Source organism: Microbacterium resistens (assembly GCF_021172025.1).
In the GTDB taxonomy this organism is placed as follows: Bacteria; Actinomycetota; Actinomycetes; order Actinomycetales; family Microbacteriaceae; genus Microbacterium; species Microbacterium resistens.
This window is the reverse complement of sequence record NZ_CP082781.1, coordinates 369,992-388,284: the sequence shown is the minus strand read 5'-3', so window position 1 is coordinate 388,284 and position 18,293 is coordinate 369,992. Positions and strand designations below refer to the sequence as shown.

Annotated in this window: 18 protein-coding genes and 1 riboswitch; of the genes, 2 read left to right on the top strand and 16 right to left on the bottom strand. The window is 71.5% G+C overall.

Annotated features, from left to right (window positions below; genetic code table 11):
• Nucleotides 1-39 precede the first annotated feature (39 nt).
• The 14 genes from argC to infC all read right to left on the bottom strand — a co-directional run bounded on the left by argC (nt 40) and on the right by infC (nt 14,738).
• Nucleotides 40-1,107: an N-acetyl-gamma-glutamyl-phosphate reductase gene (gene argC, locus K8F61_RS01815; protein WP_231820490.1), complete on the bottom strand. Its 1,068-nt coding sequence runs from the start codon at nt 1,105-1,107 to the stop codon at nt 40-42.
• Nucleotides 1,108-1,355: 248 nt separating this feature from the next.
• Nucleotides 1,356-3,572, bottom strand: coding sequence for a bifunctional hydroxymethylpyrimidine kinase/phosphomethylpyrimidine kinase (locus tag K8F61_RS01810; protein WP_231820489.1), 2,217 nt, complete (start codon nt 3,570-3,572; stop codon nt 1,356-1,358).
• Complete coding sequence (gene thiM, locus K8F61_RS01805) at nt 3,569-4,432, bottom strand: hydroxyethylthiazole kinase (RefSeq protein WP_231820488.1); 864 nt, start codon at nt 4,430-4,432, stop codon at nt 3,569-3,571. Before thiM ends, K8F61_RS01810 begins: the two co-directional genes overlap by 4 nt.
• Nucleotides 4,422-4,516: riboswitch (TPP riboswitch) on the bottom strand. Its footprint overlaps the gene before it by 11 nt.
• Nucleotides 4,517-4,554: 38 nt before the next feature.
• Nucleotides 4,555-5,286, bottom strand: a complete 732-nt coding sequence (locus K8F61_RS01800) for a ribonuclease FAU-1 family protein (RefSeq protein ID WP_231820487.1) — start codon at nt 5,284-5,286, stop codon at nt 4,555-4,557.
• 60 nt (nt 5,287-5,346) lie between these two features.
• A complete protein-coding gene (pheT, locus tag K8F61_RS01795; protein WP_231820486.1) occupies nt 5,347-7,845 on the bottom strand; it encodes a phenylalanine--tRNA ligase subunit beta in 2,499 nt (832 codons plus the stop codon).
• Nucleotides 7,845-8,897, bottom strand: a complete 1,053-nt coding sequence (gene pheS, locus K8F61_RS01790; RefSeq protein WP_067243482.1) for a phenylalanine--tRNA ligase subunit alpha — start codon at nt 8,895-8,897, stop codon at nt 7,845-7,847. The genes pheT and pheS overlap by 1 nt, the downstream gene beginning before the upstream one ends.
• 66 nt (nt 8,898-8,963) lie before the next feature.
• Complete coding sequence (locus K8F61_RS01785; protein WP_067243483.1) at nt 8,964-9,884, bottom strand: amino acid ABC transporter permease; 921 nt, start codon at nt 9,882-9,884, stop codon at nt 8,964-8,966.
• Nucleotides 9,881-10,537, bottom strand: coding sequence for an amino acid ABC transporter permease (locus tag K8F61_RS01780; RefSeq protein ID WP_067243484.1), 657 nt, complete (start codon nt 10,535-10,537; stop codon nt 9,881-9,883). The genes K8F61_RS01785 and K8F61_RS01780 overlap by 4 nt, the downstream gene beginning before the upstream one ends.
• A 65-nt stretch (nt 10,538-10,602) precedes the next feature.
• A complete protein-coding gene (locus K8F61_RS01775; protein WP_231820485.1) occupies nt 10,603-11,517 on the bottom strand; it encodes a glutamate ABC transporter substrate-binding protein in 915 nt (304 codons plus the stop codon).
• Nucleotides 11,518-11,583: 66 nt separating this feature from the next.
• Nucleotides 11,584-12,378 (bottom strand): amino acid ABC transporter ATP-binding protein, encoded by a 795-nt coding sequence (locus tag K8F61_RS01770; RefSeq protein WP_231820484.1) that lies wholly within the window; start codon nt 12,376-12,378, stop codon nt 11,584-11,586.
• A gap of 133 nt (nt 12,379-12,511) precedes the next feature.
• Nucleotides 12,512-13,321 carry a TrmH family RNA methyltransferase gene (locus K8F61_RS01765; protein ID WP_067243487.1) on the bottom strand — a complete coding sequence of 270 codons (810 nt, stop codon included), beginning with the start codon at nt 13,319-13,321 and terminating at the stop codon, nt 12,512-12,514.
• Nucleotides 13,322-13,426: 105 nt separating this feature from the next.
• The gene (gene rplT / locus K8F61_RS01760; RefSeq protein ID WP_067243488.1) at nt 13,427-13,813 is read right to left on the bottom strand and encodes a 50S ribosomal protein L20; all 387 of its coding nucleotides are present in this window, start codon (nt 13,811-13,813) and stop codon (nt 13,427-13,429) included.
• Nucleotides 13,814-13,845: 32 nt separating this feature from the next.
• A complete protein-coding gene (rpmI, locus tag K8F61_RS01755) occupies nt 13,846-14,040 on the bottom strand; it encodes a 50S ribosomal protein L35 (RefSeq protein WP_067243489.1) in 195 nt (64 codons plus the stop codon).
• A gap of 86 nt (nt 14,041-14,126) precedes the next feature.
• Nucleotides 14,127-14,738, bottom strand: coding sequence for a translation initiation factor IF-3 (gene infC, locus K8F61_RS01750; protein ID WP_084344372.1), 612 nt, complete (start codon nt 14,736-14,738; stop codon nt 14,127-14,129).
• A gap of 249 nt (nt 14,739-14,987) precedes the next feature.
• Between infC and K8F61_RS01745 the strand changes: the two genes are divergently transcribed.
• Nucleotides 14,988-15,377: a DUF1844 domain-containing protein gene (locus K8F61_RS01745; RefSeq protein ID WP_067243491.1), complete on the top strand. Its 390-nt coding sequence runs from the start codon at nt 14,988-14,990 to the stop codon at nt 15,375-15,377.
• A gap of 28 nt (nt 15,378-15,405) precedes the next feature.
• Here the strand turns inward: K8F61_RS01745 and K8F61_RS01740 are convergent, their stop codons facing one another.
• Nucleotides 15,406-16,227 (bottom strand): SseB family protein, encoded by an 822-nt coding sequence (locus K8F61_RS01740; RefSeq protein ID WP_067243492.1) that lies wholly within the window; start codon nt 16,225-16,227, stop codon nt 15,406-15,408.
• The gene (gene priA / locus K8F61_RS01735) at nt 16,211-16,957 is read right to left on the bottom strand and encodes a bifunctional 1-(5-phosphoribosyl)-5-((5-phosphoribosylamino)methylideneamino)imidazole-4-carboxamide isomerase/phosphoribosylanthranilate isomerase PriA (protein WP_067243493.1); all 747 of its coding nucleotides are present in this window, start codon (nt 16,955-16,957) and stop codon (nt 16,211-16,213) included. The genes K8F61_RS01740 and priA overlap by 17 nt, the downstream gene beginning before the upstream one ends.
• Before the next feature lie 99 nt (nt 16,958-17,056).
• Between priA and K8F61_RS01730 the strand changes: the two genes are divergently transcribed.
• Nucleotides 17,057-18,289, top strand: a complete 1,233-nt coding sequence (locus K8F61_RS01730; RefSeq protein ID WP_231820483.1) for a MinD/ParA family ATP-binding protein — start codon at nt 17,057-17,059, stop codon at nt 18,287-18,289.
• The last annotated feature ends 4 nt before the right edge of the window (nt 18,290-18,293 follow it).

Here is an 18,293-nt window from a genome sequence, read left to right as displayed (position 1 = left end):
TCTTCACGTTCTCGGTCTCTGTCTTCCTGCTCCCGGCGGTCACGGAGCGACGCCGTTCACGGTCAGCGCCGTGCCCTCGGGGAGGCCCAGCGCGAGGTTCATGGACTGCACGGCCGCGCCCGCCGTCCCCTTGACGAGGTTGTCCACGGCGGTCACCACGGTGACCCGGTTCGCGGCACGGTCGATCGCCAGCCCCATCAGCGCCGTGTTGGCGCCCAGCACGTCCGCGGTCCGCGGGAACTGCCCCGCCGGAAGCAGTTGCACGAACGTCTCGTCCCCGTACGCCGCTTCCCACGCGTTCCGGATCTCCTCGTCCGAGGCCCCGGCGCTGATCGGGGCGGTCGAGGTGGCGAGGATCCCCCGCGCCATCGGGACGATGACCGGAGTGAAGGAGATCCGCACGTCCGCCGGGTCGACGCCGGCCCCGTGCCCCGCTCCGGCGGCGACGAGCGCCTGGCGGATCTCGGGGATGTGCCGGTGCGTGCCCCCGACGGCGTAGGGGTTCGCGGTGCCGAGGATCTCGCTGCCGAGCAGGTGCGTTTTGAGGCTCTTTCCCGCGCCGGAGGGTCCGACGGCGAGGACGCTGACGATGTCGGACGCGTCGATCACGCCCGCCGCGACACCGGGGGCGAGACTGAGGCTCACCGTGGACGCGTTGCAGCCCGGCGCGGCGATCCGGGTGGCGTCGCGGAGGATCTCCCGCTGCTTGCCCTCGCCGACCAGGAGCTCGGGCACGCCGTAGGCCCACGGCTCGTGGAACGCGCCGCCGTAGAAGGCGTCCCACGCGTCCGCCGAGGTGAGCCGGTGGTCCGCGCCCGCGTCGATCACGAGAGGGGCGTCGCCGAGAGCGTCGGTGTACTGCCCGGACTGCCCGTGCGGCAGGGCGAGGAAGACGACGTCATGGCCCGCGAGGATCTCCGGCGTCGTGTCCTGAAGGGTGAGATGTGTGAGCGAGCGCAGGTGCGGCTGGTGCTGGACGAGCGGCTGCCCCGCGTTGGCATGCGCCGTGACGGTGCGGATCTCGATGTCGGGATGGCTTGCGAGCAGGCGCAGGATCTCGCCGCCCGCATAGCCCGATGCGCCGGAGACGGCGACGGAATACGTCATGCTTCCACCTTAACGGTCAGGGTCTGAGGGGCCGGGGCGGCGACACCGGCTCCTCAGCACCGCGGACGCGCGGGACGGAGAGCGGGGTCGCCTAGAGTCGGCGGTCGCCCTGGCGTCGGCGCTCCGGAGCGGCGCTCGGAACGAGCGCGGCGGTGACGGGAGCGGCCGGAAGCATGGGGCGACGATATCGCGTGCGGGTCACCGCGGCAAATCGGATCCGCCGGACGCGACACCGTCGCCCGCTCCGCTCACGCGCCCACGCGCTCGCGCTCTCGCTCCCCCGCCGCGAGCGGCGCCGCGAAGAACGCGTGCTCCAGCTCCGCCGACCGGACGAATGCCGCGCGCATCCGCCGGCGGGTGCGCGCCCCGGCCGAGGCCGCCGCGCCGGTGACGATGTCGATGGCGGTCCGCGTCGCCTCGGCGAAGGCAGGATCGGCGTAGGTCGCCAGCCAGCTCGCGTAGGGATGCCCGGGATCCTGCGCCTGCGCCCCCAGCTCCCCCGACTGCAGGCGGACGCCGAGATCCGTGTACAGCCAGAAGCACGGCAGCAGAGCAGCGATCAGCACGGCGTGCTCCGCGTCGAACGCCACGGCGCGCAGGTGGTCCAGATACGCCGTGGTGATCGGCCCCGGCGCCGCCGAGAACACCGTCTCGCGCTTTCCGGCGCCCTCTCCCCCCTCCGGCCCCGGCCCCTTGTCCGCGCCCGGCATCAGCCATTGCGCATGCAGCTCCAGCTCGCCCTCGATGGCCCCGCGTGCGGCCTCCGCCCAGAACGCCTGCTCCGTGGAGGACGGCGCCGAGCGCGAGGCCGCTGCGAGCACGCGTGCGTAGTCGCGCAGGTACAGCGCATCCTGGGCCAGGTAGGAGCGGAAGTCGGCGTCCGACAGCGTCCCCTCGGCGAGGCCGCGGATGAAAGGCAGATCGTCGATCGCGGCGCGGACGGGAGCGATCGCCGCCCACCACTCCGCCTCGATCTCCCGCGCGTCCGGCGCCGCGCCGGACGCGTCCGCCGCCGGGTGCTGCCCGACGAAGTGATCGACGGGTCCGTGTCCCGCCCCCACGCCCAGGGCCTCGCCGCCGCGGAGCGCGTCCCGCAGCCACTGCCGCGTCCGCCTGACCGCCTCGGCCCAGTCCTCCCCGCGAGCGCGGCGGGTCGCGATGCCCGCCGACAGGGAGCACCCGGTGCCGTGCGTGGCCGTGGTCTCGATGCGGTGACCGGGGAACTCGCGGACGTCGCTGCCGCGCACCAGGGCGTCGGGCGCGTCGGCACCGGGGAGGTGGCCGCCCTTCACCAGGACCGCGACGCCCAGCGTGGCGGACAGGCGCCCGGCCTGCGCGAGCGCCTCGGTCCACGTCGGCGCCGTCGGCTCGCCGGTGAGCACTGCCAGCTCGGCGAGGTTGGGGGTGATCAGATCGGCCCGGCGGAGCAGCTCGGTGAGCGCCCGCTCGGCGCGGGCGTCCAGCAGCCGGTCACCGCTCGTGGCCACCATCACCGGATCCACCACGACCGCCGGCGGACGCGACTGCGCCAGCCAGTCCCCGACCGTCTCGATCACCTCGGAAGTGGCGAGCATGCCGATCTTCACGGCGTCGATCTCGATGTCGTCGGCGATCGCGTCGAGCTGCGCACGCAGGAAGACGGGGTCCGGCACGTGGACCCCGCGGACGCCCCGCGTGTTCTGGGCCGTCAGCGCGGTGATCGCCGCCATCCCGTACCCGCCGTGCGCGGCGATGGACTTCAGGTCCGCCTGGATCCCCGCGCCTCCGGAGGGATCGCTGCCGGCGATGCTGAGGACGCGGGCGGGACCGGGGCGTCGCCAGCGCCGACGCAGCTCCCGGGCGGCCTCGCGGGGATCCGGCGCCGCGCAGAGCGCCGACACCACGGCGACGCCGGCAGCGCCCGCTGCGCGCAGGGCCGGCACGTCCTCCGCGGTGATCCCGCCGATCGCCACGCACGGCACCGGGCTCTCGGCGGCGAGAGCGGCGAAGCCGTCGACCCCGAGCGCCGGCGGATGATCCGGCTTGGTCGCCGTCGGCCGGATGACGCCCACGCCGAGGTAGTCCACGGTCCCCTCGGGAAGCGCGCGGACGCCGTCGAGATGCGCGCGGGTGTTCGCGGTGAGCCCGATGACGGCATCCGGCCCGAGCATCTCCCGCGCGCGGAGCACCGACGCGTCCGACTGCCCGAGATGGACACCGTCGACCCGCGCCCCGCGTCGACGCGCTTCCACCGCCGCGTCGATGCGGTCGTCGACGAGCAGGAGCGCCCGGCCGCCGATGACGTCGGAGAGCTCCACGAGCTGGGCGGCGACCGCGGCGTCGGGGGCGTGCTTCTCTCGGAGCTGCACGATCCGCACCCCGCCGTCGACGGCGGCGGCCACGACGTGGGCGACGCCGCGCGGCCCGGCCAGCGCCGCATCCGTGACGAGGTAGAGGGCGAGGTCGCGGGGGTCCAGGCCGCTCATGCCGTCGCCTCCGGCGCGAACGCCGAGGTCGTGTGCGCGCGCTCCGCCACGGAGGCAGGATCGAGCGAGGCCAGCGCATCGAGAAGCCCTACCGCGAAGGACCCCGGTCCGCTCGCTTCCCGCGCCGCGTCCTCGGCCGCGATCGTGTACGCGAGCGTCGCCGCCGCCACCGCCGTCGCGGGGGTGTGTCCGGTGCCCCGCGCGGTGCCAAGGAACGCCGCCATGACCGCGCCCAGGGCGCATCCGCCGCCCGTGACGCGGGTGAGCAGCACGTCGCCGTTCGCGATCCGGATGCTCTGCTCGCCGTCGACCACGAGGTCGACGGGGCCCGAGACGGCCACGACGCATCCGTGCTGCCTCGCGAGGTCGGCGGCCGCATCCGCCGCGGCCTCGGTCGTGTCGATCGCGTCGACGCCGCGTCCCCCGCCGCCGCGGCCGGCAAGGGCGAGGATTTCCGAGGCGTTCCCGCGCACGGCCGTGGGACGCATCGCGACCAGGTCGCGCGCCAGCGCCGTGCGGACCGGAAGTGCGCCGACCGCGACCGGGTCCAGCACCCAGGGGGTCCCGGCGGCCCGTGCGGCGCCGACGGCCTCCACGCTCGCGGCGCGCTGTTCCGGCGTCGGCGTGCCGAGGTTCACCAGGAGTCCGGAGGCGATCCCGGCGAACATCCCGGCCTCCCCGACGATGTCGGTCATGGCGGGAGCGGCTCCCAGCGCGAGCAGCACGTTCGCGGTGAACCCCGTCACGACCGCGTTGGTGATGCACTGGGTCAGAGGCGGGCTCTCGCGCAGTGCGCGGAGGAGATCCCCGGTGGCCTCGGCCACGGGCCCGGCGGACGATGGACGCAGACGATCGCTCACGCGACATCCCTTCGCTAGTACGAACTAGATCAGGTTCGACGGGTGTGATCTCAGCCGCGCGATGCGGCACCCCGTGTCACTGCTCGCAGTCTAGCGATCCCGAGGAGTCGGCGGGGCGGGCCTCACACCGACCGCGCGGGAGGGAGGTCCGTGAGCCGAGGGGTCGTCCAGTCCGGATCGGGACGCCAGCGCGTCCATTCGGGGTCGAACGGCCACGCCCCCTCGCGGAACGACGCGATGGCGGCGTCCGCGTGCGCACGGATGAGCTCCGCCTCGTCCGGCGCGATCCTCCCCTGCCTGATCGCCTCCACCAGCTCGTCCTCGTCCTTGAGACCGATCGTGCCGTCCGCCCCGATCTCCACGTCGAGCACATGGTCCGAGCTGAAGGTCGAGGCGCCGACCCGCTCATGGGCGTTCTCGAGGTTCACATACCACCCCGCGAACTCCCACGCATCGGGGTCGTCCGCCGTCCCGGCCACCGCCCAGAACAGCCAGACGGACCAGGGTGTGGCCGTCGGGGCGATGCGCAGGACGCCGTTGCCCCACCACTCCTCCACGATCCGCGTGCGCGGCTCCAGCCAGCGCCTCTCCAGCGGGACCGTGCGGATCCGTCGGCCGTCCGGTCCGCCCATCCCCTCCAGGAGCGTCCCCGGGGCGAGCCAGGCGACCAGCCCGCGCTCGTCGTCCCGGACGACACGCATCGGGGCGATGCTGGACGCGTCACCGTCCCGCCAACCGGGCTTGCGGTAGTGCCAGTCGACCTGGGTGCCGGGAGCGAGGAAGGGCGCCTGCCCCAGGGGACGGGCACCGTCCGGCGCCGTGCGCGCGGTCACGTGAGGGACGAGATCTGTCATCCCCCGACCGTATCCGCGGCACACGGGCACCGGCCGCAGCACCGCGCCCGACGGACGGGATCAGTCGCGGATGGTCGCCCCGAATCGCTCGGCGGCGACGCGGACGCCGGCCAGCTTCGCCTCCGTCGCCTCAGCGGCGGTCAGCGTGCGGTCGTCGGCACGGAAACGGAGCGCGAAGGTCAGGCTCTTCTCGCCCTCCCCCACGCCCTCGCCGCGGTAGTCGTCCACGAGACGCAGTGATTCCAGCAGCGTGCCGGCGCCCTCCGCGAGAGCGGCGCGCACGTGCGCCGCGGGCGTCTCGACGGGGACGACGAGCGAGACGTCCTGCGTCGCCGCCGGGAAGGTGGACAGCGACGCCGCCACGATCCGCTCACCGGTCAGGGACAGCACGCGGTCCAGGTCGATCTCGAGCACGACCGCGCGCCCCGGGAGGTCCGCGTCGGCGGCGACCTGCGGGTGCAGCTCGCCGACATAGCCCACCTCCTCGCCGCGCACGGTGAGGACACCGGTCCGTCCGGGGTGCAGCGCCTCTCGGCGTCCCTGTGCGACCTCGATCTCCACGCCTGCCGCGACGGCGATGAGGCGCACCGCATCCAGGCCGTCCGCGATCCCCGCCGCCTCCGCCGGGCGGCCTGGCTGACGCGGGGACACGTTGCCGGTGAGCAGCACAGCGAGGTGCCGAGCCTGCGGCGGGATCGACGCGTTCAGCGCCGCCAGCGTCTCGTCCGAGGGCCGCTCCCCCAGCGGCGGGACGGCGTCGGTGCCGTATGTCACCCCGTCCACGGGCAGGAAGACCGCCCCCGCCTCGAAGATCGCGAGGTCCGTGAGGCCGCGCGAGATGTTGCGATGCGCGGTCTGCAGCAGGCCGGGGACGAGCGAGCGGCGCAGGTACGGCGCCTGTCCGTCCAGCGGGTTCGCCAGGCGGACCCCCGCGATGCGGGAGCCGTCAGCGGATCCGTGCAGGTCGTTCTGCTCCTGCGTCGTGAACGGGAAGGACGGCGTCTCGACGAAGCCGCCCGCGGCCAGGGCGTTCAGGACGCGGCGTCGTCCCCGCTGCAGCGGGGTGTAGCCGCGGCCGGACGGTGGGGTGGGCAGCACGGAGCCGATCCGATCCAGGCCGTGGATGCGCGCGACCTCCTCCGCCAGTGTCCACTTGTCCGTGAGGTCAGGCCGCCAGGTCGGCGGGATGACCTGCCACCCGGTGTCCGTGGCCGTGACCTCCGCGCCGATCGTCTCCAGAGCGCCCACGATCTCGTCGTCCGAGTACGCCACGCCGATGAGTCCGGGCACGAACCCTGCGGGCAGATCGATGCCCTCGACGACCACCTCGGCGAACAGGGCACCCCCCTCGTCGGTGAGCGTTCCGCCGGCGAGCTCGACCATGAGATCGGCGACGCGACGCGCCGCCACGAACGGGATGAGCGGATCGACGCCGCGCTCGAACCGCTTGGACGCCTCGCTCGGCAGCTTGTGCCGCCGAGCCGTGCGCGCGATCGTCGTCGGGTCGAACGTGGCCGCCTCGATCAGAACGTTCCGGGTGGTGTCGCCCATCTCGGTCGTGCCACCGCCCATCACGCCCGCGAGGCCGATGGGACCGGACTCGTCCGTGATCAGCAGGTCCTCCCCATGGAGGGTGCGCTCCTGTCCGTCGAGCGTCGTCAGCTTCTCTCCCGGCTGGGCGCGACGCACCGTGATGTCGCCCCGGAGCTTGTCCAGGTCGTAGCCGTGGATGGGGTTGCCGAGCTCGAGCATGACGTAGTTCGTGATGTCGATCAGCACGCCCAGCGAGCGCATCCCCGCTAGGGCGAGCCGGGCGATCATCCACGGCGGCGTCGGGCGTGAGGGGTCGACGTCCCGCACCACGCGCGTGACGAACTCGCTCGCCCCCACGCGTCCGCGGATGGGGGCGCGGTCGTCCACGACGGTGGCGTGGCCGGAGCCGGGCTGCAGCTCGGCGAAGTCCCGCTCGGCGGGGTCCCGGAAGGCCGCGCCGGTTGCGTGGGCGTACTCTCGGGCGACGCCGCGGAGCGAGAACGCGTATCCCCGGTCCGGGGTGACGTTGATCTCGACCGCGACGTCGTCCAGGCCGAGCAGGCCGATCGCGTCGGTGCCGACGGGCGCGTCGACGCCGAGCTCGGACAGGATGAGGATCCCGTTGTGCTCGTCGCCCAGGCCCAGCTCGCGCGCCGAGGCGATCATGCCGTCCGAGACGTGACCGTAGGTCTTGCGCGCCGCGATGGGGAACGGACCGGGAAGGACCGCACCGGGCAGGGTCACGACGACCTTGTCCCCGACGGCGAAGTTGTGCGCACCACAGACGATGCCGCGCGGCTCGGCCTCGCCGACGTCCACCTGGCACCAGCGGATGGTCTTGCCGTTGGACTGCGGCTCCTCGTCGAAGGACAGCACCTGACCGACGACGACGGGCCCCGAGATCTCGAAGCGGTGGACGTCCTCCTCCTCGAAGCCGACGCGCACCAGCGCCGCCAGGACGTCGTCCGGCGTGGCGTCGGCCGCCACGTCCACGTACTCACGCAGCCACGAAAGCGGGACGCGCATCACACCACCATCCCGTACTGCTCGCTGAAGCGGACATCGCCCTCGGCCATGTCGCGCATGTCCTTCACATCGCTGCGGAACATCAGGCCCCGCTCGATCCCCATCCCGAACGCGAAGCCGCTGTAGACCTCGGGGTCGATCCCCGCCGCGCGCAGCACGTTCGGGTTCACCATGCCGCAGCCGCCCCACTCGATCCAGCGGGCACCGCCCTTGAAGGTCGGGTGCCACAGGTCGAGCTCCGCCGAGGGCTCGGTGAACGGGAAGTAGTTGGTGCGCAGTCGCGTCTTCGCCTCGGGTCCGAAGAGCTGGCGCGCGAAGTGGTCGAGCGTGCCCTTCAGATGGGCCATCGTGATCCCCTTGTCCACGACCAGGCCCTCGAACTGCGTGAAGACGGGGAGGTGGGTGGCGTCGAACTCGTCGGTCCGGTAGACGCGCCCCGGGCACAGCACGTAGATGGGGACCTCTCGGTCGAGCATCGAGCGCACCTGGACCGGGCTCGTGTGCGTGCGCATCACCAGGTGGCGCGCGGCGGGATCCACGTAGAACGTGTCCTGCTCCTGACGCGCCGGGTGGTCCTCGTCGAAGTTCAGGGCGTCGAAGTTGAACCACTCGTGCTCGAGCTCCGGCCCCTCCGCGATCTCCCAGCCCATGCCGACGAAGATGTCGCAGACCTCGTCCTCCAGCAGCCCCAGCGGATGACGGGCACCGGGCCGTGTGCGCGCGGCGAGCGCGGTGATGTCCACGCGCTCGGCCTCGAGCCGCGCGGCCGTCTCGGCCGCGGCGATCTCGGCCTCTTTGGCCGCCAGCGCCTGGGTCACCCGCCCGCGCCCCTGGCCGATGAGCTTTCCGAACGCGGCCTTGTGCTCGGGGGCGACCTGGCGCATCGACGCGTTCAGGACCGCCAGCGGCGACCCCTCCGCGACGTGCGCTGTGCGGGCCGCCTTCAGCTCGGCGGAATCGGACGCCGCGCCGATCGCCTCCAGCGCGGCGGCGACGGCGGACTCCACCGCCTCCGGGGTGATCTCTGCAGGAGCGTGGGGAACGTCAGACACGAGACACGAGTCTACCGGCGCGCCCGCGCCCGCCCGCTCAGCGCGAGGCGTGGGCCCGTCCGGGGGTCAGATCGACGTCCCGTCGTGCCTTCCTGCGCCCTTCTGCAGGGCGATGAGCTCCGTGACGGTGCCCTCCCCGTGCGTCCGCGGATCGTCCTCCGTCCCCCCGCCGGCGATGGCGCGCAGCTTCGGCGACCGGCGCGTGCGGATCTCCAGCCACTTCGCCACGCCGGAGAGGATGAGGCACATCACGATGTAGATGCCGCCGATCACGAACGCCGACTGCAGGATCGGGCGTCCCTGCTGGGAGCTGAGGAGCTTCGCGTAGTACAGCAGCTCGGGGTACGTGATGATGAAGCCGAGCGCGGTGTCCTTCATCGTCACGACGAGCTGGGCCACGATGACCGGCAGCATGGCGCGAATGGCCTGCGGCAGCAGCACCAGACGCATCACCCCGCTCTTTCGCAGACCGATGGCGTAGCCGGCTTCCTTCTGCCCCTTCGGCAGCGATTCGACACCGGCGCGGAGGACCTCGGCGAGGACCGACCCGTTGTAGACCATGAGGCCGATCACGACCGCCCAGTACGGCTCCATCCGGATCCCCACGACGGGGAGACCGTAGTACAGCAGCATCATGAACACGAGCACCGGGACGGCTCGGAACAGCTCGGTGACGACCGTGACGGGCACGCGGACCCACGCGTGATCGGACAGGCGCCCGATCGCCAGGAGGAACCCCAGGACGAGGCTCAGCACGGCGGCGAGCCCGAACGCGCCGAGCGTCGCCCCGAGCGCCTTGCCGATGCCGGCCCAGACGTTCGTGAAGGTGAAGACGTACCACTTCTGCGCGTCGAACTGCCCGGTCACGAACATCCGGTAGACGACGAAGCCGATGGCAGCGAGGACCACGAGGATCGTGACCACGGCGAGGATGCGGTTGCGGGCGACGGCCCGGGGCCCGGGGACGTCGTACAGGACGGAACTCATCGCGCGATCCTCCATCGGTTCTCGAGATGACGCTGCAGCCAGCTCATCAGCAGGACGAGCAGGACGAACACGACGGCGACCCAGAGCAGGACCTCCATCGGGTTGCCGGGACGATCAGCGGCGTCGTTGATCGTGGCCCGCAGCGCGGCGAGCTCCGCGATCGAGAAGCCGGCGGCGACGGTGGTGTTCTTCAGCAGGGCGATGAACACGCTCATCATCGGCGGCACGACCGAGCGGAACGCCTGGGGCAGGACCACCAGGGTCATCACCTGGCCGAAGGGCAGTCCGATCGCCCGGGCCGCCTCGGCCTGGCCGACCGGCACGGTGTTGATCCCCGCCCGTAGGACCTCGGCGACGTACGTGGCCGTGTAGATCCCGATGGCGAGAATGCCCAGGACCGTGTTGGACAGGTCGGGCAGCCCGAGCTGCGGGTAGCCGAAGACGAAGAAGAAGAAGACGAGCGTCAGCGGGGTGTTCCGCACGGTGTTCACGTAGACCGTGCCCACGCCGCGGGCGATCGGCACCGGCGAGACACGCATCGCGCCGACGATGATGCCCAGCACCAGCGCGATGATCCCGCCGATCACGAAGACCAGCAGGGTGTTGCCGATCGCCTCGCCCCACAGGTCGAGGTTCCCGAAGATGACGTCCACGTCACCCTCCCCTTCTCGATGTCAGAGGAGGGCGGCCCGAGACCGGCTCGGACCGCCCTCGCGGGTCACTTGTCGACAGCGGGCTGCTCGACCTCGATCCCGGACGAGCCCAGGTTCTTGTCGAAGATCGCCTTCCACGTCTCGCCGCCGTCCGTGAAGAGGGCGTTGATGTGGTCCTTCAGCGCGGTGTCGCCCTTGGTGAGGCCCACGCCGTAGCGCTCCTCCGTGAAGAGACCGCCCGTGACCTTGATCTCGTCGGGGTACTGCGCCGCGTAGCCGATGAGGATCGCCTGGTCCGTCGTCACGGCGTCGACCTTGCCGTCCAGCAGGTCCTGCACGCAGGCGGAGTACAGGTCGTACTCCTGCGTCTTGATCTCGGGGAAGTTGGCCTTGATGTTCTGGATCGGCGTGGAGCCGGTCGCGGAGCACACCGTCTTCCCGTTGAAGTCCTCGATCTTGTCGGCCTCGGGAGCGTCCTTCGCGACCAGGAGCCCCTGGCCGGTGACGAAATACGGGCCCGCGAAGTCGATGAGCTCCTTGCGCTTGTCGTTGATCGAGTAGGTGCCGACGTAGTAGTCGATGTCCCCGTTCACGATCGCCTGCTCACGGTTGGCGGAGGCGATCGGCTTGAACTCGATCTTGTCGTCGCCGAAGCCCAGGGAAGCCGCGATCCACCGAGCGATGTCGATGTCGAAGCCCGAGCGCTCCCCCGTCGTCGCGTCCAGGTAGCCGAGTCCCGGCTGGTCCTCCTTCACGCCGATCGTGACCTTGCCCGCCTTCGTCATCTTGTCGAAGGTGGGGCTGCCCTCGAGCGTCACGTCGGTGGCGACCTCGAACAGCGGCTTGTCGCTGCCACCGGTCTCCTCACCGCCGCCGGTTCCGCCGCCGGGGCTTGCCGGGCTGCCGCTGTTGCAGGCGGTCAGGGCGAGCAGCGCCGCCGCCGCGATGCCGACCGCGGCGAGTCCTCGTGTACGTCGCATGTGATTCTCCTTCTCTCGGTGCTGAGTCTCGGTGTCCGGTCTTCCCCCCGCGGCCGTGCCGGGGGCTCAGTGGGTGAGGAGCTTGGACAGGAAGTCCTTGGCGCGGTCGCTCCGGGGGTTCGTGAAGAACTCCTCGGGCGTCGCCTCCTCGACGATGCGTCCGTCCGCCATGAAGACCACCCGGTTGGCGGCCTTGCGGGCGAAGCCCATCTCGTGCGTGACCACGATCATCGTCATGCCCTCGCGCGCGAGCTCCACCATGACGTCCAGGACCTCGTTGATCATCTCGGGGTCCAGCGCGCTGGTGGGCTCGTCGAACAGCATGACCTTGGGATGCATCGCCAGCGCCCGGGCGATCGCGACACGCTGCTGCTGGCCGCCCGACAGCTGCGCGGGAAGCTTGGACGCCTGCTGTGCGACGCCCACGCGCTCCAGGAGCTGCATGGCCTCCTTCTCGGCATCCGCCTTCTTGAGGCCGCGCACCTTGATCGGCCCCAGCGTCACGTTCTCGAGGATCGTCAGGTGGGCGAACAGGTTGAAGGACTGGAACACCATCCCCACCTCGGCGCGCAGGTTCGCGAGTCCTTTGCCCTCGGCCGGAAGCTCCTTGCCGTCGATGCGGATCGAGCCGCTCGTGATCGTCTCGAGCCGGTTGATCGTCCGGCAGAGCGTGGACTTGCCGGACCCCGAGGGCCCGATGATGACCACGACCTCGCCCTTCGCGACCTGCAGGTCGATGTCGGTGAGTGCCTGGAAATCGCCGTAGTGCTTCTGGACGTTCTCCACCACCACGAGGGGCGAGCCGGCGCCCGTACCTGCCGAGGGGGTCTCCAGGCGCGCAGCGCCATTGCTCTCTGCCATGCCATAAACCTACGGGCGCGGATCCGATCCGCCAACCACCCACGCGCCGTTTACAAACTTGTAATGAGCGCGCGGCGGACGCGCGGCGGCTCGCACGCCCCTGAGCGTCGGCTCCGGCCGGCGCCCCCGACGGTCAGTCCGAGCCGGCGCGCTGAGCGAATGCGCTCTCGTACAGGCACACGCTCGCCGCCGTGGCGAGGTTGAGCGACTCGGCGCGGCCGAAGATGGGCAGCTTGAGCGCGCGGTCGGCGAGGGACAGCGCCCCGGGCTCGAGCCCGCGCGCCTCATTCCCGAAGAGCCAGGCCGTGGGCCCGTCCAGCACGCCCTCGGCACGCGCGGCGAGCAGATCCTCGCCCTTCACATCCGCGGCGAGGACCTGGACACCGGCCTCGTGCGCGCGGTTCACCACGTCGGCGAGATCGCCGCCGACCGAGATCGGCAGGTGGAACAGCGACCCGGTCGTCGCCCGGACGACCTTCGGGTTGTAGGGGTCGACCGTGCGGCCGGTGAGCACGACGCCGTCCGCGCCGGACGCGTCCGCGGCGCGGATGATCGTGCCGAGGTTCCCGGGATCGCGGACCTCCTCGCAGATCGCGAGCAGCCGTGGGCCCGCGGCGAAGATGTCGCGCACGGACGTCGGGGTCTGCCGGGCGACCGCCACCAGTCCCTGCGGCGTGACGGTGTCCGCCATCGCTCCCAGCACGTACTCGGTGACGTACTCCACGCCGACCCCGTGCTCCTCCGCGGAAGCGCGGATGTCCGGGTGCTTCTCCCAGCCCGTGGGAGTCGCGAACAGGTCGACGATCGCGTCGGCGCGGTACGCGAGGGCCTCGCGCACCGCCTGCGGTCCTTCGAGGAGGAACAGCCCGGTCTCGGTACGGGCACTGCGTTTGGTGAGCTTCGCGACGGCTCGGACGCGCGGGGACCGGGGATTCTCCAGCACGGGGACAGTCTATTGACATCCCGCGCCCAGGCCGCCCCACTCCCCCGCACAGATGACGAGACGGGCGCCCCCGCCCAGGGGAGCGCCCGTCTCGGAGAGAGGTGCTTACGCAGCCGACTTCGGAGCGTTCACGTCCGAAGGCAGAGCCTTCTTCGCCGTCTCGACGAGCGAGGCGAACGTGGCCGGCTCGTTGACCGCGAGCTCGGCGAGCATGCGGCGGTCGACCTGGACCCCGGCGAGGCCGAGACCCTGGATGAAGCGGTTGTAGGTGATGCCGTTCTGGCGGGCAGCGGCGTTGATGCGCTGGATCCACAGACGACGGAAGTCGCCCTTGCGCTTGCGGCGGTCGCGGTACGCGTAGACGAGCGAGTGGGTGACCTGCTCCTTCGCCTTGCGGTACAGGCGCGAACGCTGCCCACGGTAACCGGAGGCGCGCTCGAGGATGACGCGACGCTTCTTCTGCGCGTTGACGGCGCGCTTGACTCTAGCCATTTTCCTGTGTTCCTATTCCTGCGTTCGGCGCGTCAGCGGCCGAGGAGCTTCTTGGCGACCTTGGTGTCGTTCTTCGAGAGCACCTGGTCCTGGTTCAGACGACGGGTGCGGCGGCTCGACTTGTGCTCGAGGTTGTGGCGCATGTTCGCCTGCTGCTTCTTCAGCTTCCCGCTACCGGTGATCTTGAAGCGCTTCTTGGCCCCCGAGTGGGTCTTCTGCTTCGGCATCTTCTCTTCCTTCGTATGGCGCCTGTGTCAGGCGACAGGGTTCACCCGCGTGGACGCGGGGGTCTGTGGGCGAGGCGACCGGTCGGTCACTCCGCGTCTTCGGCCGGCGTCGGCGCGCCCGCCTTGGCCTCGCGCGCCGCCTGCTTGTTGGCGGCGCGGACGGCGTTCTGCTCGGCCTTGGCCTCGGACTTGTTCTTGACCGGGGCGATGACCATGACCATGTTTCGTCCGTCGATGGTCGGGTTCGACTCGACGGTCCCGAACTCGGCCACGTCCTCGGCGAACTTCTTCAGCAGGCGCACGCCCTGCTCCGGACGCGACTGCTCGCGACCGCGGAACAGGATCATCGCCTTGACCTTGTCGCCGGCCTTGAGGAAGCCCTCGGCGCGCTTGAGCTTGGTCGTGTAGTCGTGCGCCTCGATCTTCAGACGGAAGCGGACTTCCTTGAGGATCGTGTTGGCCTGGTTGCGACGGGCCTCCTTGGCCTTCTGCGCAGCCTCGTACTTGAACTTGCCGTAGTCCATGATCTTGACCACGGGCGGCTTCGAGTTCGGAGCGACCTCGACGAGGTCGAGGTCGGCTTCCTGTGCGAGACGCAGCGCCGCCTCGATGCGGACGACGCCGATCTGCTCACCCGCGGGCCCGACGAGGCGGACCTCGGGGACGCGGATGCGCTCATTGGTGCGGGGATCGCTGATGCGGAACTCCTTAGACGAGGGTTTCGGCCACCGCGATCGGAGATCGCGGGCGAAATCGGAGTCTCCCCACCCGGCCGACGTTCAGACATCGGCCGCACCCTTGCCTCTTGTCGAGGCCTACCGGCTCGCGCCGGCGGAGTGCTGGACCCGGTAGCCTGGAGCGGCAAGCGCGGGTGGGAATCGAATCCTCTTTCGTGCCGGAGCGGAACGCCCCGGAGCCCGCAGAAGTCTACCAGAAGGCAGCCCTCCGTGACGACTCACGCCGACCACGACCACCATGACGACGCACCCGCCGACACGGCGGGCGACGAATCGGTCGGAGCCGCGACCCGCGACATCGCCGACGTCGCGGCGGTCGAGGTCATCACGACCACGGCGGTCCACCTGATGAGCGCGGCCGCGGTGAAGGTCGGACTGGCCGACGACCCGGAGTCCCAGATGGACCTCGACGAGGCCCGCAAGCTCATCAACGCCCTCGCCGGACTCATCACCGCGGCGGCACCGGAGATCAGCGACATGCACGCGCGCTCTCTCCGCGACGGACTGCGCTCGGTGCAGCTGGCCTTCCGCGAGGCGTCCACGATCCCCGATCCGATCGGTCAGGGCCCCGGCGAGAAGTGGACCGGCCCGGTCACCTGACCCCGCCGGCACCGCGGAGCGAGGCGACTCAGGCGCTCTTGCGCAGCTTCACGGTGAGTGAGTCGACGAGAACGGCGATCCGATCGTCGGCGGCCCACCGCTGCGCCAGCCGCGCGAGCACGGCGTCCAGCACCTCGCGATCCAGCCCGTCCACGAGATCCAGCGTCACGACCAGCTCGGGGCCTCTCAGCCTCGCTTCGGGGTCCCCCGGCGACACGGCCACGTCGATCACGGCGAGCTCCGCGGCCACGCTGTCCTGCAGGCCCTGGAAGACCTCCGGGGACACGGGGCTCGGCTCCCACGGCTGCGCCTGCGCGATCGCCCAGACGGCAGGGCGCCGGATGACGAACTCGGTCGCCGAGGTCGGATCGACGACGATCAGCTCCGTGTCCTCCGAGGACGCCGCGAGCGCCACGCGCGTCGCCGCCACCGGGATGGGACGCGCCTTGGCGTCCCATCGGGACATCGTCTCGACCGAGGTGAACACCGGCTGGACACGACGGCCGTCCGGCGCCGCGACCGTCACGAGGGAGAGCTCCTGCGTCTTGTCGACCCGCAGACCGGTCGGCCCGATCCCCTCGTCGCCCTTCTCGGCGACGAGCGGCACGAGCACGCGCGCCTGACGGAAGGCGTCGACCACGGCCTCCTGCGGGAGCTCACCGGCACGGAAGCCGGTGAGAGCGGCGAGCAGCGCGGGATCCGCGGAACCGTCGTCGGCGGCGTGGGCGTTGTCCTCGAAGCGACGCCCCGCCCATGGGACGCCTGCGGAGTCCGCCGTGCCGCCCGGGGAGCCGTGATCCTCGCCGGGAGAACCGTGCTCGCAGCCGTGCGCGTCAGTCTCCGGCGACATCCAGCGCCTCGGCCAGGGTGAACGCCCCGGCGTACAGGGCCTTGCCGACGATGGCGCCCTCGACGCCCAGCGGCACCAGCTCGCGAAGGGCGGCGATGTCGTCCAGAGTCGCGATGCCGCCGGAGGCCACGATCGGCTTGGGGGTGCGCGCCGTGATCTCGCGGAGGAGCTCCAGGTTCGGGCCCTTGAGCGTGCCGTCCTTGGTCACGTCCGTGACCACGTAGCGGCTGCATCCGGCGTCCTCCAGACGATCGAGCACGGTCCAGAGGTCCCCGCCCTCCTTCGTCCATCCGCGCGCGGCGAGCGTCGTGCCGCGCACGTCCAGACCCACGGCGATCGCCTCGCCGAACCGGGCGATGACGTCCGCCGCCCACTCCGGGTTCTCCAGCGCCGCCGTTCCGAGGTTGATGCGCGCGGCACCGCTGTCCAGAGCGGCCTCCAGGCTCGCGTCGTCGCGGATGCCCCCGGAGAGCTCGACGTTGACGCTCGGGAAGCGCTTGATCACCTTGCGCAGGAGCGCGGCGTTGTTGCCCCGCCCGAAGGCGGCGTCCAGATCCACGAGGTGGATCCACTGCGCCCCCTGGTCGGCCCACTCCGCCGCCGCGTCGATGGGGTCGCCGTAGCTCGTCTCCGAGCCGGCCTCCCCCTGGGTGAGACGCACGGCCTGTCCGCCGGCGACATCCACGGCGGGGAGGAGGGTCAGCGAGGGGATTGACGCGAAGTCGTTCATGTCGTCCTTGATGAAAGGGAGGGAAACGCCCGGTGCGGGCACGAGAACCGAGGGTACCCCCGCGTGGGTCGCGCCTCAAATGCCGCTAGGCTCTCAGAAATGTCCGAAGCGCCTGAGTACGAGACGCCGATCGACGGCACCCCCGGTCCGACGGGTGAGCCCCCGCTTGCTCCCCTTCCCTCGGCTCCCCCGGTCCCGTCCGGGTCCTCGCCGTCCGCCGCCGGACCGGATTCCGCACCGGCACCGGTGACCTCGGCGGACGTTCCTCGCTACCGGCGGAGCGCGCCGGCGGCCGACGAGACGCCGGACACCGAGCCGCCGACCGCGACCCCGCCGATGCCGGCTGCCCCGGTCGGCGCCGCCCCGACGGGGACTCCCGAGCAGCCGACCCGCCGCCAGCAGCGCGAGGCCGGGGAGCGCGCATCGTTCCTCCAGACCGATCCGCGTCCCGAGGAGCCCGCGCGCGAGGGCGTGCGGGGCACGCTGAACCGACTGGGCCTGCGGCTGCGGCCCGGCGCCGCGGAGCAGTCCGCGCGCGACGACGAGAAGGCCGTCAGCCGCCACTGGTCCGGTCCCCGCACGATCGCCGTCGTCAACGGCAAGGGCGGGGCGGGAAAGACCCCGACGACCGTGCTCCTCTCCGCGGTCTTCGCCCGGTTCGGCGGAGCCGGTGTCCTCGCCTGGGACAACAACCAGACGCGCGGGACCCTCGGCTGGCGCACGGCGGGCGGCGACCACGATCGCACCCTGCTGGAGATGCTGCCGGAGACCGAGCGTCTCCTCGGCCTCGGGGCCCGGTCCGCGGATCTCACGGACTTCGTGCACCACCAGCCCCGGGAGAAGTACGACGTGCTGCGTTCCAAGCCGATCCGGCTTGCGCACGAGAACCGGCTGCACCCGGCAGACGTGGACGCGATCCACGCCGTGGCCGCCAAGTTCTACCGGCTCATCATCATCGACTCCGGCAACGACGAGTCGGACCCGATGTGGCTGCGGATGGTGGACCACGCGGACCAGCTCGTGGTCGCCACCACCACCCGCGACGATCACGCCGAGGCCGGGGCGCTGCTGCTCGAGGCGCTGGAGGAGCGGGACGACCGATCCGCACGGCTGGCGCGCCAGTCCGTGGTGGTCGTGTCGCAGGCCGACCCGAAGGCAACCTCGGGCGATGTCCGTCATGTCGTCGAGGGATATCGTCCGCTCGCGCGGGAGGTCGTCAGCATTCCGTTCGACCACGAGATGGTGGACGGACACCTCCGCTACGGCGCGCTGGCACCGGCGACCCAGCGCGCATGGCTGGCCGCCGGGGCCGCCGTCGCACGGGGGCTCTGAGCGA

Coding starts and splice junctions, on each gene's coding strand:
- argC (WP_231820490.1), bottom strand. CDS start 1,107: ATGACGTATTCCGTCGCCGTCTCCGGCGCATCGGGCTATGCGGGCGGC.
- K8F61_RS01810 (WP_231820489.1), bottom strand. CDS start 3,572: ATGAGCGGCCTGGACCCCCGCGACCTCGCCCTCTACCTCGTCACGGAT.
- K8F61_RS01800 (WP_231820487.1), bottom strand. CDS start 5,286: ATGACAGATCTCGTCCCTCACGTGACCGCGCGCACGGCGCCGGACGGT.
- pheT (WP_231820486.1), bottom strand. CDS start 7,845: ATGCGCGTCCCGCTTTCGTGGCTGCGTGAGTACGTGGACGTGGCGGCC.
- K8F61_RS01785 (WP_067243483.1), bottom strand. CDS start 9,884: ATGAGTTCCGTCCTGTACGACGTCCCCGGGCCCCGGGCCGTCGCCCGC.
- K8F61_RS01775 (WP_231820485.1), bottom strand. CDS start 11,517: ATGCGACGTACACGAGGACTCGCCGCGGTCGGCATCGCGGCGGCGGCG.
- K8F61_RS01770 (WP_231820484.1), bottom strand. CDS start 12,378: ATGGCAGAGAGCAATGGCGCTGCGCGCCTGGAGACCCCCTCGGCAGGT.
- rplT (WP_067243488.1), bottom strand. CDS start 13,813: ATGGCTAGAGTCAAGCGCGCCGTCAACGCGCAGAAGAAGCGTCGCGTC.
- rpmI (WP_067243489.1), bottom strand. CDS start 14,040: ATGCCGAAGCAGAAGACCCACTCGGGGGCCAAGAAGCGCTTCAAGATC.
- K8F61_RS01740 (WP_067243492.1), bottom strand. CDS start 16,227: ATGTCGCCGGAGACTGACGCGCACGGCTGCGAGCACGGTTCTCCCGGC.
- priA (WP_067243493.1), bottom strand. CDS start 16,957: ATGAACGACTTCGCGTCAATCCCCTCGCTGACCCTCCTCCCCGCCGTG.
- K8F61_RS01730 (WP_231820483.1), top strand. CDS start 17,057: ATGTCCGAAGCGCCTGAGTACGAGACGCCGATCGACGGCACCCCCGGT.